Origin of the sequence: Streptomyces sp. NBC_00209 (genome assembly GCF_045206345.1) — a bacterium.
Classification (GTDB): domain Bacteria; phylum Actinomycetota; class Actinomycetes; order Streptomycetales; family Streptomycetaceae; genus Streptomyces.
In genome coordinates this window covers 5820617-5839105 of the sequence record NZ_CP108121.1, presented here as the reverse complement: position 1 = coordinate 5839105, position 18489 = coordinate 5820617, and the positions used below count along the sequence as shown (strand labels likewise).

At 69.6% G+C, this 18489-nt stretch carries 16 protein-coding genes; 13 read left to right on the top strand and 3 right to left on the bottom strand.

Going from position 1 to position 18489, the window contains the following annotated elements; genetic code table 11:
• Positions 1 to 8: 8 nt before the first annotated feature.
• A complete protein-coding gene (locus OG867_RS26575; protein WP_328899414.1) occupies positions 9 to 1841 on the bottom strand; it encodes a hypothetical protein in 1833 nt (610 codons plus the stop codon).
• A 240-nt stretch (positions 1842 to 2081) separates the two neighbouring features.
• Here OG867_RS26575 and OG867_RS26570 point away from each other — a divergent pair, with 240 nt between their 5' ends.
• The 5 genes from OG867_RS26570 to OG867_RS26550 all read left to right on the top strand — a co-directional run bounded on the left by OG867_RS26570 (position 2082) and on the right by OG867_RS26550 (position 8106).
• Positions 2082 to 4970: a glycoside hydrolase family 2 TIM barrel-domain containing protein gene (locus OG867_RS26570; RefSeq protein ID WP_406289069.1), complete on the top strand. Its 2889-nt coding sequence runs from the start codon at positions 2082 to 2084 to the stop codon at positions 4968 to 4970.
• 149 nt (positions 4971 to 5119) lie between these two features.
• Positions 5120 to 6193: a hypothetical protein gene (locus tag OG867_RS26565; protein WP_406289066.1), complete on the top strand. Its 1074-nt coding sequence runs from the start codon at positions 5120 to 5122 to the stop codon at positions 6191 to 6193.
• 14 nt (positions 6194 to 6207) lie between these two features.
• Positions 6208 to 7377 carry a hypothetical protein gene (locus tag OG867_RS26560; protein WP_406289064.1) on the top strand — a complete coding sequence of 390 codons (1170 nt, stop codon included), beginning with the start codon at positions 6208 to 6210 and terminating at the stop codon, positions 7375 to 7377.
• Between the two features lie 82 nt (positions 7378 to 7459).
• Complete coding sequence (locus tag OG867_RS26555; protein ID WP_406289061.1) at positions 7460 to 7708, top strand: hypothetical protein; 249 nt, start codon at positions 7460 to 7462, stop codon at positions 7706 to 7708.
• Positions 7705 to 8106, top strand: a complete 402-nt coding sequence (locus OG867_RS26550; RefSeq protein WP_406289058.1) for a DNA-binding protein — start codon at positions 7705 to 7707, stop codon at positions 8104 to 8106. Before OG867_RS26555 ends, OG867_RS26550 begins: the two co-directional genes overlap by 4 nt.
• A gap of 82 nt (positions 8107 to 8188) precedes the next feature.
• Here OG867_RS26550 and OG867_RS26545 read toward each other — a convergent pair whose 3' ends face one another.
• Entirely contained in the window at positions 8189 to 8743 is a 555-nt protein-coding gene (locus tag OG867_RS26545; protein WP_406289056.1) for a flavoprotein, read from the bottom strand.
• Positions 8740 to 10023, bottom strand: a complete 1284-nt coding sequence (locus OG867_RS26540; RefSeq protein ID WP_406289053.1) for a helix-turn-helix domain-containing protein — start codon at positions 10021 to 10023, stop codon at positions 8740 to 8742. The genes OG867_RS26545 and OG867_RS26540 overlap by 4 nt, the downstream gene beginning before the upstream one ends.
• Positions 10024 to 10143: 120 nt before the next feature.
• On the opposite strand from OG867_RS26540, the gene OG867_RS26535 reads away from it, so the two are divergent.
• From OG867_RS26535 to OG867_RS26500, 8 genes are all read left to right on the top strand, one after another.
• Positions 10144 to 10647: an ATP-binding protein gene (locus OG867_RS26535; protein WP_406291180.1), complete on the top strand. Its 504-nt coding sequence runs from the start codon at positions 10144 to 10146 to the stop codon at positions 10645 to 10647.
• Positions 10644 to 11963, top strand: a complete 1320-nt coding sequence (locus tag OG867_RS26530; protein ID WP_406289051.1) for a UDP-N-acetylglucosamine 1-carboxyvinyltransferase — start codon at positions 10644 to 10646, stop codon at positions 11961 to 11963. The genes OG867_RS26535 and OG867_RS26530 overlap by 4 nt, the downstream gene beginning before the upstream one ends.
• A complete protein-coding gene (locus OG867_RS26525; RefSeq protein WP_406289049.1) occupies positions 11960 to 13174 on the top strand; it encodes a metallophosphoesterase in 1215 nt (404 codons plus the stop codon). Before OG867_RS26530 ends, OG867_RS26525 begins: the two co-directional genes overlap by 4 nt.
• Positions 13171 to 13710: a dCTP deaminase gene (gene dcd, locus OG867_RS26520; protein ID WP_405939981.1), complete on the top strand. Its 540-nt coding sequence runs from the start codon at positions 13171 to 13173 to the stop codon at positions 13708 to 13710. Before OG867_RS26525 ends, dcd begins: the two co-directional genes overlap by 4 nt.
• Complete coding sequence (locus OG867_RS26515; RefSeq protein ID WP_406289046.1) at positions 13707 to 14243, top strand: dCTP deaminase domain-containing protein; 537 nt, start codon at positions 13707 to 13709, stop codon at positions 14241 to 14243. The genes dcd and OG867_RS26515 overlap by 4 nt, the downstream gene beginning before the upstream one ends.
• Positions 14240 to 15343 carry a glycosyltransferase family 4 protein gene (locus OG867_RS26510; protein WP_406289044.1) on the top strand — a complete coding sequence of 368 codons (1104 nt, stop codon included), beginning with the start codon at positions 14240 to 14242 and terminating at the stop codon, positions 15341 to 15343. The genes OG867_RS26515 and OG867_RS26510 overlap by 4 nt, the downstream gene beginning before the upstream one ends.
• A gap of 111 nt (positions 15344 to 15454) precedes the next feature.
• Positions 15455 to 16495, top strand: coding sequence for a serine hydrolase domain-containing protein (locus tag OG867_RS26505; RefSeq protein ID WP_406291178.1), 1041 nt, complete (start codon positions 15455 to 15457; stop codon positions 16493 to 16495).
• Positions 16496 to 17082: 587 nt separating this feature from the next.
• Positions 17083 to 18252: an ATP-binding protein gene (locus OG867_RS26500; protein ID WP_406289041.1), complete on the top strand. Its 1170-nt coding sequence runs from the start codon at positions 17083 to 17085 to the stop codon at positions 18250 to 18252.
• The last annotated feature ends 237 nt before the right edge of the window (positions 18253 to 18489 follow it).

The following is an 18489-nucleotide window of genomic DNA, read 5'->3' as shown; positions in this document are numbered from 1 at the left end:
GCGGTCGGTCACAGCAGCGGGGTCGCGAGGGCCAGCGGGCAGGGCGGGCCGTCCCACCGCCAGGGCGGGGCGAGGGTGTCGGCCACGTCGTCCGCCGTGTCGGAGCCGGGGCGGAAGGCGCCGCCGGCCCCGAGCGCGTCCCACGCGGACGCGGTGTAGCGGTGTACGGGGCCCTTCGGGCCGGTGTCCGGGTCCGCGCGGGCGAGGACCCGGACGTCCCGGGCGCGCAGGGCGTCGAGTTCGGCGCGCCAGTCGGCGCCGAGGGGGCAGGCGGGCACCACCTCGTGCTGCTCGGGCAGTCCGGGCGGGCGGCGGCCGACGACGAGCAGGACGCGCTGGGTGTCGGGGGCGCGCGCGGTGCGGGGCCGGGCCCGGACGAGCCGGCCCACTTCCTTGAGGGCGTCCTCCAGCGAGGAGGCGGTGTCCTGTTCGCGCCGTGCGGGCCGCCAGCCGGTCAGCGCGGCGAGGGCGGCCCGGGCGGGCCCGGTCGGGACGCGCAGCAGGAGCACGGGGCGGGGGCCGTAGCGGTTCTCGTGGACCGCGTGGTCGTAGTGGCCGACGACGCCGACGCGCAGGCCGGGTCCGTGCCGGCGGGCCAGGGTGGCGATGACGTCCCGGGCGAAGCCGAGCCGTTCGCCGGTCTCGCCCGCGTCGGCGCCGCTCATGTCGACGGTGAGGAACACGTCGAGGGCGGGCGGGTGGATGACACGCCGGGGCAGGCTGCCCACCAGCGCGGGGATGTCGGGCAGTTCGCCCCGGCCCTCGGCGTGGGCGCCCTCGTGCGGGGTGACCTCGCCCGGGCCGTGCAGGACGAAGGCGAGGCGCGCCGGCGCGAAGGCGGCGAGGTCGGTCCGCCGCGCCGAGAGGGCCACCGCGCCGCTGCCGTCGGCCCCCGGGGTGCCGGCGAGGACGGGCAGCAGCACCGGGGCGCGGGCGGCGAGTCCGCCGTAGACGGTGATCTCGGCGGTGGCGGTCTCGCCGCGCCGCAGCCGTGAGCCGGCCGGGAAGAGGACCTGGGTGTGGGCGTGCACCTCGCCGGTGCGGCGGTCCACGCGGGCGAGGAGCAGGGAGTGGTCGACGGCCAGCGGTGCCGTCCGCAGCGCCGCGCGCACCGCGTCGGCGGTGTCGGTGCCGTCGTTGCCGGAGGCGGCTTCGCCGGGCCCGGGGCCGATCTCGGCGCTCGGCCGGTGCACGGCCCGCAGCAGGGCGGCGGCCCGGTCGAGGAGGACCCAGCCGCTGCGGCGGCCGAGGATCACGAGCGTGCGGGCCCGGGAGAGCGCGGGGTGGGTGCGCAGCCACCGGGTGACGGCCGCGTCGAACTCCGCGCGGTCCAGGGGCTCCTGGGCGCCGATGCCGCCGGCGAGCCGGAAGCGGCGCGGTGCGGCGTCGCCGTCCAGCTGGGGCAGCAGCGCGGCCCAGTCGGTGCTCCCGGCGTCGGTCTGGCGGGGGATGCCGCTGCGGTCGGCGGCGGCCCGGATGACGTGCAGGCGGTCGGGCGTGAATTCGGCGAACACCACGTCGGGGATGCGGCCGGCGACCAGGTCGGTGAGGATCTGCTGCCAGCGCGCGGAGTCGTGCGGCGGTAAGGATTCCCGGGGTAACGACGGCGGTGCGGGCTCTTCTCCCACGTCCGCCGGTCGGGCCCTGAGCAGCGGCGCGAGCCGCCGTACGCCCTGCGCGAGCGTCGCGGCCCGCAGGTCCCAGGCGTGCTGGGCGGTGTGCAGGGCGGTCCGGGCGGTCTCGGTGTCCTCGTCGGTCAGGGCGCCCAGGACCGGGTCGTCCCACATGCGCCAGGAGCAGCCGGCGCACTCCTGGCCGCCCGTGTCCGGTGCCGCGCACACGGGACACACCGCACCGGTTCCCCTCGCCACACCCCGGCTCCCCTCGTAGCCCGTCGCTCACCTCCGCGCATGATCACTGACCACAGGCGCTCGGCTCCGGGGCGTCATGGTGACACAACGGCGGGCGCGACCGTCAGGGTTCGGAAGGATGAACCCGATCATCTCGCCGAACACCCCATGGTGAACCGGTTCTTCGCTCATTAGCGTGATCGCGGAGGATCCCGCCGACCGAGGAGACGCATGAGCCGCACCGACACCGACTTGCTGACCTGGTACGAGAATCCGTCCCCCGGCACGGGCTGTCTGCCGCCGCGTTCCTGGTACGCGGAGTCCGACGCCCGGCGGGTGTCGCTGAACGGCCGCTGGGCGTTCCGCCTCTCGCCGCGCGCGGACGGCGAGGACACCTCTTTCGTACGGCCGGAATTCGACGCCTCGGGCTGGGCGGCGGTCGCCGTACCGGGGCACTGGGTGCTTCAGGGGGCGGGCGGGGCACCCGCGTACACCAATGTCGTCTATCCCTTCCCGGTCGATCCGCCGAGGGTGCCGTCGGAGAATCCGACCGGCGACCATCTGCGGGTCTTCGAGCTGCCCGGCGACTGGCCGGACGGCGGCGGGAGCGTGCTGCGGTTCGACGGGGTGGAGTCGGCAGCCCGGGTGTGGCTGAACGGGGTGGAGCTGGGCGACTTCAAGGGCTCGCGACTGCCGCACGAGTTCGCCGTGGGCGAGCTGCTGCGGCCGGGTGCCAACGTCCTTGCCGTACGGGTGCACGCCTGGTCGTCCGGCAGCTATCTGGAGGACCAGGACCAGTGGTGGCTGCCCGGGATCTTCCGGGACGTGACGCTGCTGCACCGCCCTGCGGGGTCGCCCGGCGACTTCTTCGTACACGCCGGTTACGACCACCGCACCGGCTCGGGGACCCTGCGCGTGGAGTGCGAGGGTGCGGAGGGGCGGGTCCTGGTGCCGGGGCTCGGGCTGGAACTCGCGACGGGCGAGGCCGTGACGCTGCCGGTCGAGCCGTGGACCGCCGAGACGCCCCGGCTGTACGACGGGGAGCTGGTGACGCCCGGCGAGCGCGTCCCGCTGCGCATCGGCTTCCGTACGGTCGCCGTGGAGGACGGCGTCCTCAGGGTCAACGGCCGGCGGCTGCTGTTCCGGGGCGTGAACCGGCACGAGTTCCACCCGGAGACGGGCCGGGCGGTCGACGCGGAGACCATGCGGCGCGATCTGGTCCTGATGAAGCGGCACAACATCAACGCCGTACGCACCAGCCACTATCCGCCGCACCCCGCCTTCCTCGACCTCTGCGACGAGCTGGGCCTCTGGGTGATCGATGAATGCGACCTGGAGACCCACGGCTTCGCGGAGGTGGACTGGCGGAACAACCCGGTGGACGATCCGCGCTGGACACCCGCGCTGCTCGACCGGGCGGCCCGGATGGTCGAGCGGGACAAGAACCACCCCTCGGTGATCGTCTGGTCCCTGGGCAACGAGTGCGGCACGGGCGCCGGTCTGGGCGCGATGGCCCGGTGGATGCGGGAGCGCGACCCGGACCGCCCGCTGCACTACGAGGGCGACCCGTCGTGCGCGGACGTCGATCTGTACTCCCGGATGTACGCCTCGCACGCCGAGGTGGAGCTCATCGGGCGGCGCGCCGAGGAGCCGCTGAAGGACCCGGAGCTGGACGCCCGGCGGCGCGCGATGCCGTTCGTGCTGTGCGAGTACGGGCACGCCATGGGCAACGGACCGGGCGGACTGAGCGAGTACCAGCGGCTTTTCGAGCGGTACGAGCGCTGCCAGGGCGGCTTCGTCTGGGAGTGGATCGACCACGGCCTCGCCCACCCGGAGCTGGGCTTCGCGTACGGGGGTGACTTCGGCGAGGAGCCGCACGACGGGAACTTCGTGTGCGACGGGCTGCTCTTCCCGGACCGCACCCCGTCCCCGGGCCTGGCCGAGTACAAGAAGGTCATCGAGCCGGTGCGCATCGCCCCGGGCACCGCGCCCGGCACGTTCACCGTCACCAACGGCTACGACTTCACCGGCCTGGACCACCTGGAGTTCCGCTGGTCGCACGAGGTGGACGGCGTCCTCGTCGCCTCCGGCACCCTCGCCGTGCCCCCGCTCGCCCCGGGCGCCTCGGCCGACGTGGCACCCGACGCCCCCTCGGGTGACGGGCTCCGGACGCTGCGGGCGGTCCTCGCCGAGGCGACGTGCTGGGCCGGACGCGGCCACCTGGTCGCCTGGGGCCAGGCCGAGACGGGCACCCCGGCCGCCCCTCCCCCGGCCTCCGGGGCGCGCCCGCGCGTCTCCGGCTCGACGGTCTCGCTCGGCCCCGGCACCTTCGACGCGGCGACCGGGGCGCTCCTGCGCGTCGGGGACATCCCGGTGGAGGGGCTGCGCCTCGACGTGTGGCGGGCGCCCACCGACAACGACAACGGGGCCGCCTGGCAGCCGGACGAGCGGTACGGGGTGCTGTGGCGGGAGCAGGGGCTGCACCGGATGCGCCACCGCCTGGACGCCGTGGAGGCGGGCGCGGAGGCGCTGACCGTACGCACCCGGGTGGCGCCGGCCGGCGGGGACCTGGGGCTGCGGACCGTGTACCGGTGGACGGCCGCCGGGGACCGGCTCGGGCTGGCGGTGTCGGTGGCGCCGGAGGGCGACTGGCGGGTGCCGCTGCCCCGGCTCGGTGTGCGGTTCGCGCTGCCCTCCGCGTACGACGCGGTGCGGTGGTTCGGCGGCGGCCCGGGCGAGGCGTATCCGGACACCCGCGCGGCCGCGATGCTCGGCCGGTGGGCCACGGGCGTGGACGAGCTCCAGACCCCGTACGTCCGCCCGCAGGAGAACGGGGCCCGGGCCGGGGTGCGCTGGGTGGAGCTGGCCGGGGCGGGCGGCGGCGGGCTGCGCGCGGAGGGCGGGGCGCCGTTCTCGTTCACGGCGCGGCGCTGGACGGGCGAGGAGCTGGACGCGGCGGAGCACCTGACGGATCTGGTGGCCGGGGACCGGGTCCAGGTGGGCCTGGACCACGCGGTGCAGGGCATCGGTTCGGGGTCGTGCGGGCCGGGCGTGCTGCCCGCGTACCGGCTGGACGCGGCACCGGAGGAGTTCTCCTTCGTGTTCTCGGCGCTCGGCTGAGGTTCCGGGCGGGCCCGGTGCCGTACGGAATCGGCAGCCGGGCCCGTTCTGTACCGAGTTGGGCCCGCGACCCCCTTCCCCGCCGCAAGCAGCGACGTCGTAGCATCGGCACTTTGCGCGATCTTTACTACTTCACAAGGGGGAATGTGATGGGCATCGGCAGGCGACGAGCCTCCGTCATCGCCGGGGTGGCGGCCGGGGCGGTGCTGGCGACGGGCACCACCCTGTGGGCGACGGACAGCGGGCCGTTCCGGGACAGTTACTGCTGGGGCGCGTGGAAGCAGAACAGCGGCCCGTCCTTCCTCGGCGACGAGGCGCTGGGGAAGTCCGGCTCCGAGCGCCGCGCCACCGAGTCCGCCGCGTCCGCCGCGTCCTCGGCGGGCGGCCCGCACGGCACCTGCACGGTGGCCGTCACCTCCGAGGTCGAGGACGACGACTCCGACGAGCCGCTGACCTTCAAGGATTCGGTGACCCTGGAGTTCGGGCCCGTACCCGCCGAGGTCAAGGAGCACCGGGACTGGCTGGCCCGGAACTTCCACGGCTCGGCCTCGCCGCTGCCGGACGGGCTCGACGGGATGGTCGCCGGGGACCGGGGCATGCTGGTGCTGCCGTCGGCCTGCGACCGGGACGGCGGGCCGACCGTGGTGACGATCCGCAGCGAGAGCACGGGCGACGGCCATCTCGGCAAGGTCGCCATGCCGTTCACGATCGGCACCCGCGCGGACGTCCTGCGGATGCTGCTGGACGCCGCCGGCACCGCCATGGACAAGGCCGGATGTGCACCCGCACACCCTCTGCGCAGCAGCTCCCCGATGGTGACGGTGGCCGAGGACGAGGAGTCCGCCTCCTCCCCGCTGTGCCGGATACCGGGGATGACCTTCGACTACGGCGACGGCTCCCGCTACAAGCAGCAGGTGGGCGCGGTCACCGGCCGGCTGCAGACCTGCTCGGTGGTGTGGAAGACCCTGCGGATGCCCGACGAGCCGTCCGCGCAGTACGTGATGGCGAACGGGAGCCGTCTGGCGGACCTGTTCGAGGGCATGCCGGAGGGCGCGGAACAGGGGCTCGTACGCCGCAGTTGCGACGGGCGGAAGACCGTGTTCTACGGGCATGTGGAGACCGGTCTCCAGGACCGGGGGCGCCCGTCCGACCAGCGGGTGTTCGAGCGGTTCGTGGAGTCCGTGGGGAAGCGCATCGGATGCGGAAGCGGTGAGGACGCGTGAGCGAGGAGAACCCCGTGACGGACACGGAAGCCCCGGCCGAACCGGCCTCCGCCGCCCCCGACGCCCCGGAGGCCCCCGACGCCCCCCGGCCCCCGCTGGTCCGCCGTCTGCTGCGCAGCCGTACCGTGCGCGCCGCAACCGCCGCCGCGCTGGCCGGGGTCCTGCTGGGCGCGGGCACGGTCGCCTGGCGCACGGACACGCTTCCGCTGCTGGGGCCCTCCCCCTGCTGGGACTCGCTGGGATCCGGTTCCATGGAGTCCCTGTTCGGGGACCGCCGGACCGAGGTCGAGGAGCAGTCGCTGAACAACGACCCCATGGGCGACGGCGGTTCGTACGGGCAGTGCCGCATCACGAGCTACGAGGGCGACCGGGCCCGCCGCCAGGTGACGGTGAACGTGCGCCGGCTGGACGGGTTGCGGGGCACCGACTCCCAGGACTGGCCGAGCGAGTTCCTGTCCTCGGGCATGGTGCCGCTCGGCGAGGGGCTGCCCGGTATGACCTCGTCCTCGCGCGCCTGGATCGCGCTGCCGCAGGCGTGCACCGGGCGCGACGACTTCACCGGGCCCACGGTGGTGGACATCGGCATGGGCCGGGCGGACTTCGAGGTGTCCTCCGAGTACACCCTGCGGGACCGCGCGGCCCTGACCGGGGCCCTGATCGACGCGGTCAACGGCGTCATCGAGGACTTCGGCTGCTCCGGTACGTACCAGGAACCGCGCGATCTGGACGCGCCGGTCGACTGGGACACCGCCCGGACGTCCGGGTTCTGCGGAATCAAGGGCCTCACCCTGCCGGCGGCGTACCGGAAGGACCTGCGGGAGACGCGCGTCAGCGGCGAGGGCGGCCCGGCCCGGATCTGCGAGGCGGGGTACGACTTCGACGAGAAGACCGTGCGGCTGACCACGGTCACCGACCCGGTACTGGCCGAGATCTACGCCTCGGACGCGCTGCACTCGGGCGCACCCGTCAAGGGGACCGGGGGTTACGGAAAGGTGGGCGGGAACCGGGCGGTGTACCGGGCGGTCTGCCAGACGGGCCAGGTGATGTTCGTACTGGAGCAGCTGCGTCCGGCAGGCCCGGGCACCCGCTTCTCCTTCACCCACGACCTGCTCCCGGCCTATGCGGCGGCAGAGGCGGAACGCATCGGCTGCGCCCCGCAGAAGCTGACGTTCCCCACGTCCTGAGCTGCGTTGACCTTAGGAGGAGGCTCTGACAACGAGGGAGCGTACCGACCCACACTCGTGCATACTTCAGTATGCTGGCCACATGTCCTCAACGACTCGCATTACCGTCACGCTTCCCAGCGACCAGGTTGCGGAGCTTCGCAAGCTCACGGACAACGTCTCCGGCTACGTGGCGGAAGCCGTGGCCCGCCAGATCCGTCACCAGCTTCTGGGCGACGACCTCCGTCGGCACGAGGAAGAGCACGGAGGCTTCAGCGACGAGGAACTCGCCGAGGCCCGCGCGAGGATCTTCGGCTCCCCCGGCGTCTCCAAGGGTGCGGACGCCGCGTGAGCGAGCGCATCGAGACCGTCGTCCTGGACTCGGAAGGGCTGTCCGCCTGGGTCGCGCAGGACCGCAAGCTCCTCGCGATGCTGCAGGTCTTCCACGACATGGGCGCCGACCTGGTGATCGGGGCGAACACCATCGTGGAAGTAACCCACGCCCGTACCAACATGCCTCGCCTGAACTGGGCCCTGTCCCGTGTCAAGGTGGAGCCCGTCACCGAGCAGGCGGCGAAAGCGGCAGCGGGACTCCTCAAAGCCGCAGGACTGCACGGCCACAAGTACGCCATCGACGCCACGGTCGCCGAGGTAGCACTGCGCCAACCGAAACCGGTCGCCCTCCTGACCTCCGACAGTGACGACATGACCGAACTCTGCGGAAACCAGATCCGCATCATCGCCCTCTGACCAGTCGGCCCGCCGGGAGCACGCGTCGCACTGCCGGCGCTCTTGCCCCATTCCCAGAGACGGAAAGCCATCGACCTGCGCATCAGCTCAGAGCGCGAGTTCGATTTTCGTCACCCGCTCTTGCCTCCAACAGCTCCAGCGCCTCCTCCCATCGAAAGCGGTCCGCTCCACCTCCCGCCTTCGGCCGGTGCGGCTCGTACGACCCGATCCGCACGCCCATCCCGCGGAGCTGCTCCAGGCTCCGTCCGTAGGCCGGGTGGGCGGCCATGGCCGTGTTCACGTACGGGAGGACGGCGGTCGGGATGCCGAGCCCGTATGCCTCGCACAGGATGCCGAGGGCCAGGGTGTCGGCGATGCCGGCCGTCCATTTGTTGATCGTGTTGAAGGTGGCGGGCGCGACGGCGATGGCGTCGGCGGGCGGGAGCGGACGCGGGTCTCCGGGACTGCGCCAGGCCGAGCGGATCGGATAGCCGGTCTGGGCCTCGATCGCTTCCGAGTCGAGGAAGCCGAGCCCTTGGGGTGTGGCTACGACCCCGACGCCCCAGCCCTTGTTCTGTGCGGCGGTGATCAGCTTGTGGGCGTCGCCCGCGATGCCGGCTGCGCAGACGACGACGTACAGGAAGGATTGTCTCGTCACGCTGGGGCTCCCAGTCGTCGGCTCAGTCGGTGGAGTTCGGGCAGCGTACGTCGCCTGTCGCGGGCGGCCATGTCGACTACCAGGTCGCGGACCGCGGGGCGGCGTACGTCCTGGGTGGCGCAGGATTCGGCGATACGCAGAGCCTGATAGCCCTCCGCGAGGCGGCCCTGCTGGCTGTACGCACGGGCCGCTTCGACCCACAGGGCCGCTCGGCGTTCAGGGACGGGGATGTGGCGCCGCATGAGGGGCGCGGCGGTGTTCAGGGCGATGCCCGCGTCGCCGAAGGCGACCGCGGCGCTCACGGCGTGAAGGGAGAGATTAGTGGGGCTGAAGTTCGCCCAGGCGTCGGGTTGGTCGAGCGCGACGTAGCGGGCGACGTTCCGGGCTTCGTCGAGGAATTCGCGTGTAGCTGCGCGGTCTCCGGCTGTGCTGGCGGCTGTGACGCCCCGGAGGAGGAGTAGCCCCACAGCGGCCAGGTAGCGAGGGGGCCGCTGGTCGTACGCGCCGGCGAGCTGGCCTGCCGTGTGCCGGACGAGAGTGACGGCCTGGGCGGTGTGTTTCTCTCGCGTCAGGACGTGGGCGTGCACGCGGACGCTGGAGGCCAGGACGACGGGGTCGCCGGAGCGCTCGGCTTCGGAGAGGGCGCGGCCCACCGCGAGCCAGGCGTTGCCGTGGTCGCCCTGCTTGAGCAGAAGGCTGGTCGAGGTCTGGTACGCGGTGGCCAGGAGTCCGGATGCTTCGGTCCCGTTGCGGTGGTCGGCCGCAGCCTCCCGCAGGTCGGTGAGCAGGGCGGGCAGGACGGCTTCCAGCTGTGCGTAGTCGCACATGGAGAACAGGCGCCGGGCGGCGGCGACGCGGGACTCCAGAGAGGTTGTGTCCGAGGCTCCTGCCTGAGCGGACGTGATCTGGGGGCCGGGGAGGAGGGCGCGGACGAGGTCGGCGTGGGCGGCCGTGGCAGGTGCGGTGTGGGCCGTGAAGGAGGCGATGCTCCCGGCGAGGAAGGTGCGGCGGCGCATGTCTTCTATCTCGGGATCGTCGGTCGGTTCTGTGGACGGGCCGGTAGTGCTCAGGCCGAGGAGGCTTAAAGAGATGCCGAGTTCGGCTGCGACTGCACGTAAGACCCGGGTGTCTTCTGTACCCCGTCCGTTCTCCAGGCGGCTGAGCTTGGACTGGTGGTAGCCCAGAGCGGTGGCAACGTCCGTCTGCGAGCGGCCGGTGCGCTGGCGGGCGTGCTTGATCGCCTCGCCGATCTTCTCGGCTTCGGTCTTCACGTCTGCCATCCATGCCCTTCCGTCCTCACCGAGCATGCCCTCGTGAACGAGCGTAGGCGAGCGGTGCAGGGGCTTCATGCAGCATCTGCATAGACGATGCGGTACGGGCACAGGCCATCGCGAACTGCGTTGTGGTCGCGATTTCTTGGGGCGGTCGCAACCGATTCCTGGAGGCCGCTCGTGGAAGCGCACCAGCTCACCTTTACTCTCCCGCCGACACCGGTTGCCGTGCCCGTGGCACGGCGCCGGGTGCGGGAGGCCATAGCCGCATGGTCGGCAGTGCTCGCGATGCCGGACGCCGTCGACACGGTCGAGTTGGTCGTCAGCGAGCTCGTCACGAACGCGGTCCGTTACGCCGGTCACCACCCGATCGGCGTCAGGGCTCAGCTCTCCGGCGGGGTTGTGCGGGTGGAGGTCAGCGACGCGAGCCGCACCACGCCGAAGCTGGCGCTGCCGGACAAGGACAGCGAGGGCGGACGCGGTCTCTTCCTCGTCGGCGTCCTCGCGGACCGCTTCGGTACGGCACCGACGGACTCCGGCAAGTGCTGCTGGGCCGAGATCGACGCGGCGGTTCCACCTTCCGCCGGGGCTGTATCCGCCTCGGCCCCTCCTACGCAGAGGAGCTGCATGTGAATACCTGTGCCCCCACAGTCACATCCGAGGTCATCGCGATCCGGCCCGGACGGCCGCTCACCGGTGCTGTGACGGTTGACGGTTCGAAGAATGCCGCGCTCCCGCTCGTCGCGGCTGCGGCTGCCCTCCTTCGACCCGTGCGCCTCGACAACGTGCCCGCCAGCTCCGACGTACGGACTCTGCTCGACCTGCTACAGCAGGCGGGCTGGAACGCCGCTCACCCGCTCAGTGAGGGCCCAACCACCCTGGTGCTCCCTGGTGAGACGACCCTGACGCCCGACGATCTGGGTGAGGCCGCGTCCAGCATCCGTGCTTCGTACTACCTCGTCCCCGCCCTTATCGCCCGGTGCGGCCGGGCCCGGCTCTCCTGGCCCGGCGGGTGCCGGATCGGCGACCGTGGCATGGAACAGCACTTCAAGGTGTACGAAGCCTTCGGCGACCGGATCCGCGTGGATGATCGCGGGTACCTGGTCGAACTCGGCAAGGCGGTCCGAGGCACGGTGTCACTGGTCCTGCCGTTCCGCTCACGCGGGGCGACGATCGCCGCGATCCTGCGCGCCGTGGTCGCCGGTACCCCGCTTCGGCTCGGTCAGCCGAACCTCTCTCCGGAGGTCCTCGGCGTTGTGAACGCGCTGAAGGCCATCGGTTACGAGTGCCGTGCCGGTGAGCGCGTCCTCACCCTCGTAGCGCCGTCCTCCGTTTCGCAGGACGTACCTGCCTGGAAAGTGCCCGGAGACAAGATCGAGGCCGGGACGCTGGCCTGTGCCGTGGCCGCAACTGGCGGTACCGCCCGGGTCGAGGGTGTCCACGGTCCCGACATAGAACCGCTGATCACGGCGCTGAACCGGGTAGGCATCCCCACCGCCTACGAAGCCGAGGCGCTCGTCGTAAAAGGTCAGGACATCCAGCCGACCGGTCGGCCGCTCCGGGCCATGGCCTCCCTCGCTCCCAACGGCCTCGATGCCGACTTCGAGCCACCGCTCCTCGGACTCGCCCTGGGATTCCCCGGCACGCACTTCTTCTCGGACCCGATCAACCCGGGCCGCCACAGCAACCTCATCCCTCAGCTCGTCCGCATGGGCGGAGTCATCACCGAACTGTCCACCACCGAATGCCGGTTCACCGGACCGCAGCGCCTGACGGGCGCCGGGGTGGAGGCGACCGACATCCGTACGGGTTCGGCGCTGATGATCGCCGGGCTCACCGCCCGAGGCGTCACCACGCTCGGCAGAGTCGACCAGATCCGCCGCGGCCACGCCGATCTGCCCGGCAAGCTCCTCGCACTCGGCGCCGACATCTGCGAGGTCACCCCATGACCGCCCCGAGACGCCTCCAGCGCATCATCGCCACCACCGACTTCCACTCGGCGTTCGACGACGCCGCACCGATGCTCGCGCACCTGCACGCCATGAGACACGACAGCCTCATCGTCGACTGCGGGGACTTCTTCGAGGGCACGGGCTACTACCGGCTCGGCCGGGGACGGATCGAACGAGACGTCCTGCTCCGCCTCTACGACGCCGTCGTTCCGGGCAATCACGGCTGGAGCCACCACCTCGAACCCGCCCTCCACGACATCAGCGTGTGCGCGAACGTCGTCGGCGACGACACCGGTGAGCCGCTCTTCCACCAAGTCCGCCTGGTGCGCATCGGCACCCGCCGTATCGCCCTCACGGGCGTCATCGGGCCGCAGGCATTCAACGCCATCCCGCCCGACCAGCGCGCCGGCCACCGTGTAGTCGAGCCCGTGCGTGCACTGCGCGAGCTGATGCTGGCCCATCACCACCACGCGGACTCCTGGGTTGTGCTGAGCCACTCCGGGTTCGACGAGGACCTCAAGCTGGCCGCCGCCTGCCCGTTCCTGGACGTCGTTTTTGCCGGACACTGCCACAGCGACCGTCCGAAGCCGGTGCCCGTCGGAGACACGCTCGTCCTCAAGGGACGCGAGCTGGCAGCGGGATACGCACTCGCGCAGCCTTTGCACTCCGGCTGGGCGGGTCGACTGGCGGACTTCCCAGCAGCGGGCGGGCTCCCGGACGAGCTCACGCTGGTGCGAGAAGCTATCGACACTGTCCGCGAGGAGCTGAGCACACCGCTCGGGCCAATCCGGCATCCGTACGAGAACCGCCCTCTCGAACGTCGGGCCCTTCTCCAGGACCTCTCCAACCGCCTCCACAGCGGCCTGGCCGCCGAAGTCGTCGTACTCAACGAAACGGCTCTCCGCACAGTCCAGCTCAGGACCACGCTCACCACGGGAACGCTCCTGGCCATCGAGCCCTTCAACAACCAGCTCGTCCATGCCCGTGTGCCCGAGCCCTTCGCCACAGACCCGACGACCCTCCTCTCTCATCTCGCGGAGAGAGCCGGCCCGATCGTGTTCGCTCCCGAGCCCCTGCCCGACCGCGTGCCGACCGTGCTCACCACCGGCTATCTGGCCGAGACGTACCTCGGAGGCCGTACCCGGCAGGCCGGCATCCCCCTTAGCCAAGCCGTGCAGCACACGCTCACCGATGGAGGCTTGCGATGATCCTCACCGGCCCCGAGATCACCCAGGCCGCGACCGACGGCCGCATCCGCATCTCCCCGTTCGAACCGACACAGGTCAACCCGAACAGCTACAACGTCCGTCTCGGCGGGACACTGCTCACGTACGCCGCCGACACGCTCGACGCCCACCAGCCGAATCCCACCGTGCCGATCGAGATCGGCCCCGACGGCTACGAACTCCAACCCGGCCAGCTCTACCTCGGCCACACCATCGAAGAGGTCGGCTCCAACACGTTCGTGCCGCTGCTCTTCGGCCGGTCCTCGGTAGGCCGCCTCGGCCTGTTCGTCGAGATCACCGCACCCATCGGCGACATCGGCTTTCACGGTCAGTGGACACTCATGCTCTCCCCGATACGACCCCTGCGCGTGTACCCCGGCATGCGGATCGGTCAGATCATGTTCTTCGTGTCCGTCGGCCCGGTGGCGCTCTACTCGGGCAAATACCAGTCCGCTGCCGGCCCCCAGCCCTCCGCGTACTGGCGCGACCTCGCCGCATTAAGGGCGGTGGCCTCGTGATCCTCACCGGCCCCGCCATCGCCGCCGCCAGAGCCGCCGGCGAGATCACCATCGAGCCGTACGAGCCGCAGAAGGTGTCCCCCAACGCCTACGACTGGAGCCTCGGCGACACCCTGCGCTTCCACGACGGCTCCCTGGACGCAGCCAAGCCGACCGAGTTCCAGGAGGTGCTGATCCCCGCCACCGGCTACGTGCTGCGGCCGGAGGTCCTCTACCTGGGAACGACGTACGAGCGAACCGGCTCGGAGACGTACGCGCAGTTCCTCAACGGCAACCGAACGATCGGCGCGCTCGGCATCTGGGTCCACGTCTCCGCTCCCCTCGGACACCAGGGCCACGCCATCCGCTGGACCCTGGAGATCCGCGCCAGCCGACCAGTCTGGGTCTACCCACGCATGACCTTCGGAAAGCTGGTCTTCCTCCAGGCCCTCGGCGCTGCGGCCAGCTACCAGGACCACGGCCTCAAATACCGGGCAAGCCAAGGCATTGAGACGTCCCGCCTCTACGAGGAAAACCCGGGAGGCCACGCGTGAACCCCACCATCCTCACGGCCCTCGACCTGCCGTTTCCGAGCCCCGGCGGAAGCGTCGAACTCTTCCTGGACCTGTACACCGGCGGCGATCCGCTCCTGCCCGCCCGAGCCTTCATGCTCGCGCCAGAGGGCAGGGGGCCGAGGCCGACAGCACCAGCAGGGCTGGGTCTGGTTGAGGCGCCGGGCAAGTGCCTGACTGGTTATACCTTCCAGCACTACGTTGCCACCCTCCAGCGGGCGCTGGTCAGGGCGGTAGATCCGGCAGACGTCGGAATCCTGCATCTGCAACACCTCGCATTCGGGGCGACACCAGCGCTGGTCCGGGCCTTCCCCGAGCACCCCCGAATCGCCTTGGTGCACGGCACCGACCTGATCTTCGCCGAAGCCCACCACGACCAACTCCAGGTCCTGCGAGCGACCGCACGCGCTGCCGACGCCATCGTCGTACCCACCAACGCGATGGCCGATCACCTCCTCAAGCTCGCCCCGCAGACCGACCGCCGCAAGGTCACCCGTATCCCGTGGGGAATCCCCGACCACCTCCTCACTCAGCCGCCGACCCAGCCCGTACGCACGGCCAGGGGCCACTTCCGCTTGCTGTACGCGGGTCGACTTACCGCTGAGAAGGGCGTGGAAGCGCTGATCCGGAGCGTGGCCCCACTCAAGGGCGTCGAACTTTCGATCGCCGCTCCCAGCGCTCAATTCCGGGCGCTGGCCCCACAGTTACAGCAGGTGGGAGTGAGGGCCCGCTATCTCGGCTGGCTCCGCCGTCCCCAGCTGTGGAGAACGTTCGCCGAGCACGACCTACTCGTGATGCCCTCCACGACCCTGGAGGCCATGGGCTTGGTCGCCCTCGAAGCCCAAGCCTGCGGACTCCCCGTCCTGTACCAGCCGGTCCCCGGCCTCAACGAAGCCCTCGGCCCCTCCGGTATGACCGCCGACTTCACTCGCTCCTCCGTGCTCAGCCGGGATCTGGATCGCTTGCGAACCGAACGTGGACTCCTCGCGGCCCTCAGGCAGGCCGGATACGCCAACGCCGCCCGCTACCCCCTGTCGAAGACCGCCCGAGAACTGGCCGGCCTCGGCCGTCAGCTCACCTGAGACCAGCGGGCCGGGCACCGCGCCCTGCATCCCAGCGGCACGCCGCTGCCCGTCCCGCACCACTCACTTCACTACGCTGGCCACCGGGATGCCCACATGAAGAGGGAGACCATGCCGTTCCAGACCGACCGCATCGAGAACCTGCTGAGCGAAGGCGTCCGCGACAAGGTCTATCCGGGCGCGGTGTGGGCTGCTGGCGACTCCGACGGAGTCCAGGCGGCTGGTGCCACCGGGGCCTTGGATCCCGACGAACCCGACGTGAGGATGCGGCGGGACACTGTCTTCGACGCCGCCAGCCTGACCAAGATCCTTGCCGTCTGGGCGTCAATCGGCGCGCTGTGGGAGGACAGCGTCCTCGACCTCGACGCCCCGCTCGGCACCTTCTGGGACGAGGTCGCGGGCCACCCCCTCGGCGCCGTAACAGCTCGCCAGCTCCTGACCCACACCGCCGGTCTGCCCCTGCGCGCCCAGCTGAAGAACCTCTACGGCAGCGATCCCGTCGCCATTCGCCACGGGGTTCTGCGCGAAGCCCTCAACCGGCCACCCAGGGAGGCCGTCGAGTACACCGACCGGGCCGCCCTCATTCTCGGCTACCTCGCCGAACACCTTTCCGGTCAACCGCTCGACCAGCTGGCCGAGAAGAGGACTTGGCGCCCACTCGGCATGGGCTCCACTCGGTACGGGCCGCTGCCCGCCGACCTCGCGGCCAAGTGCGCTCCCACCGAACTCGACCAGGACACCGACACCCACCTCAAGGGCATCGCCCACGACTTCTCCGCCCGGCTCCTCGGCGGCGTGTGCGGTATCGCCGGCGTCTTCACCGTCCTCGACGACCTGGCCGTCTTCCTGCGCTACATGCTCGCCCCGACCACGGCCCCCGCCGAGGCCGGCTTCGGCGCGGAGTGGAGTGCCTACTCCCTCACCGTGCAGACCGGCGGCCTCCAACCGGAGCGCGGCCTGTTCTGGCACCCGGCCCCCGGCACCACCGACGAGCAGGATGTCTGGGTCCACTACGGCTTCACCGGCACCGGTATGTGGATCTCCCCCGCTGAGGACCGGTGGGCAGTACTGCTAACAAACAAGCTCTACTACACCCGCGACCGCCAGCCACTGACAGACATCCGCAACAAGTTCCGCGAGCTGGCGTTCTGAGAAGTCCGGCTGCCCTCGTTCCAGGCCCTGGGCAGAGGGGGAGAGCCCCGCCACCCCGAACCCCAGGGCTGTCGCGTCCTCCAGGTGTCTTGGGCGGCCTACAACAACCCAGCCTTTGAGTCAGCCCTTCCCCTAGCCCGAACAATCGAAATGGCACACCGAAGAAGCCCGCGGACCGGCACCAAGATCGAGGTTAGCGGGCACGTCCACAAGACTGCCCGACACGCCGACGCTCACGACGTCAAGATCATCGCACCGAAACAGCTCCAACCCAAAGCCGCTTCACCGACTTTGGCTTACGCGTCCACTCCCAGGACGAGAGCGACTGGGTACGATCGATGGAACAAACTAGGCATGGGAGGCTACCGCCGAATGTCGATTCAAAAAATCTCGGTACCGAAGAACCAGGTCCACAAGATCCTCCAAATAGAAGAAGGGCACTTCGAGGACCTCAAGGCAATCGACATCTCACCAGCAAAGCTCACGAAGGCAATTTCCGCTTTCGCTAACGCAGACGGCGGAGAACTCTATGTCGGGATTGAGAAGGACCCAATGGGAAAAATCACCGTTGGCGCGGATTCGATAACATGGAAGCAGCCAATGGACATCTGCAAGTATTCGAAGATCTATTCCCACTCGGCGGGGACTTTCTTTACGAATTCATGCAATGCGACGGACACCCCGGCCTAGTCCTGCACGTCATCATCCAGAAGACCAAGGAAATCAAGCGCGCCAGTGACGGGAAACCATACGTCCGCCGTGGCAGCCAAAGCCTCCCAGTAGGCGCAGATCGCCTTGAAAGCCTGCGCCGCAACAAAGGCATCACGTCTTTTGAATCCGAAACCGTATCCGCCCCGGTCGAAATAATCACTAATTCTCTGACCGTAATCGATTTCATGCTTAGCAGCGTCCCCACCGGAGAGCCCGAACCGTGGCTGCGAAAACAAATGATGATCGTAGGAGATAAGCCCACAGTGGCAGGCGTTCTTCTCTACTCAGACGAGCCACAAGCCCCACTACCCAAGCGCTGCGCCATCAAAATCTACAGATACAAGACCACCGACCCGACAGGTTCGCGCGAGAATCTTGCATTCGACCCGCTAACCATCGAGGGCTCTCTTTACGAACAAATTAAGGCAGCTGTAGCGAAAACCTCCGAACTAATCGAAGAAGTAAAAATACTCGGCCCCGAAGGGCTCGCACCGATCACGTATCCGTTTGAAACTTTGCACGAGATTATCACGAATGCCGTAATCCACAGGGATTACGGCACCGCAGACGACGTACATGTCAGAATTTTCGACAACCGGGTCGAGGTAGAGAGCCCCGGACGCCTGCCCGCCCACATCACGACTCACAACATCCTCAAAGAGAGGTTTTCCCGAAATGGCGCAATTGTTCGACTAATTAACAAGTTCCCGGATCCACCAAACAAGGATGTAGGCGAGGGCTTGGCCACGGCCTTCGCCGCCATGAAAAAGCTGAAACTAAAAGACCCTGTAATCGAGGAACTAGAAAACTCCGTCCTCGTCAACATCCGTCACGAGCGACTGGGATCGCCCGAGGAAATAGTGATGCAGTACCTCACTAGTCACGAGGAGATCAACAACCGGACAGTGCGAGCACTAACCGGAATCGGATCGGAGAACAAGGTTAAAACAATTTTCCTTCGGCTAATCGATGCTGGACAGATTGAGCGTGTCCCAGGGAAGAGGGGGAGCGCTTCTGCTTACCGAATGGCGACCAGCTCCGAGTAGACCTTCAGTAGTGTGGTCCACCAATCACATCCCTCACGAGGATTGATGGTCCGACGCAATGCCGACCGCGTAACAGCTCGCGGTTTACGAGAGGAACTAATCGGCTCTCGGCCGCCGTGCCCCATCTGTTCCCTTCGCAGCGGACACCAGCGGTCAAATGCGGCTTCCGAAGACCTCGCCGAGCGCACCCGGACCGGTCAGACATGCAGGTCAGGGTGACTGCGCCAGTGCAAGCAC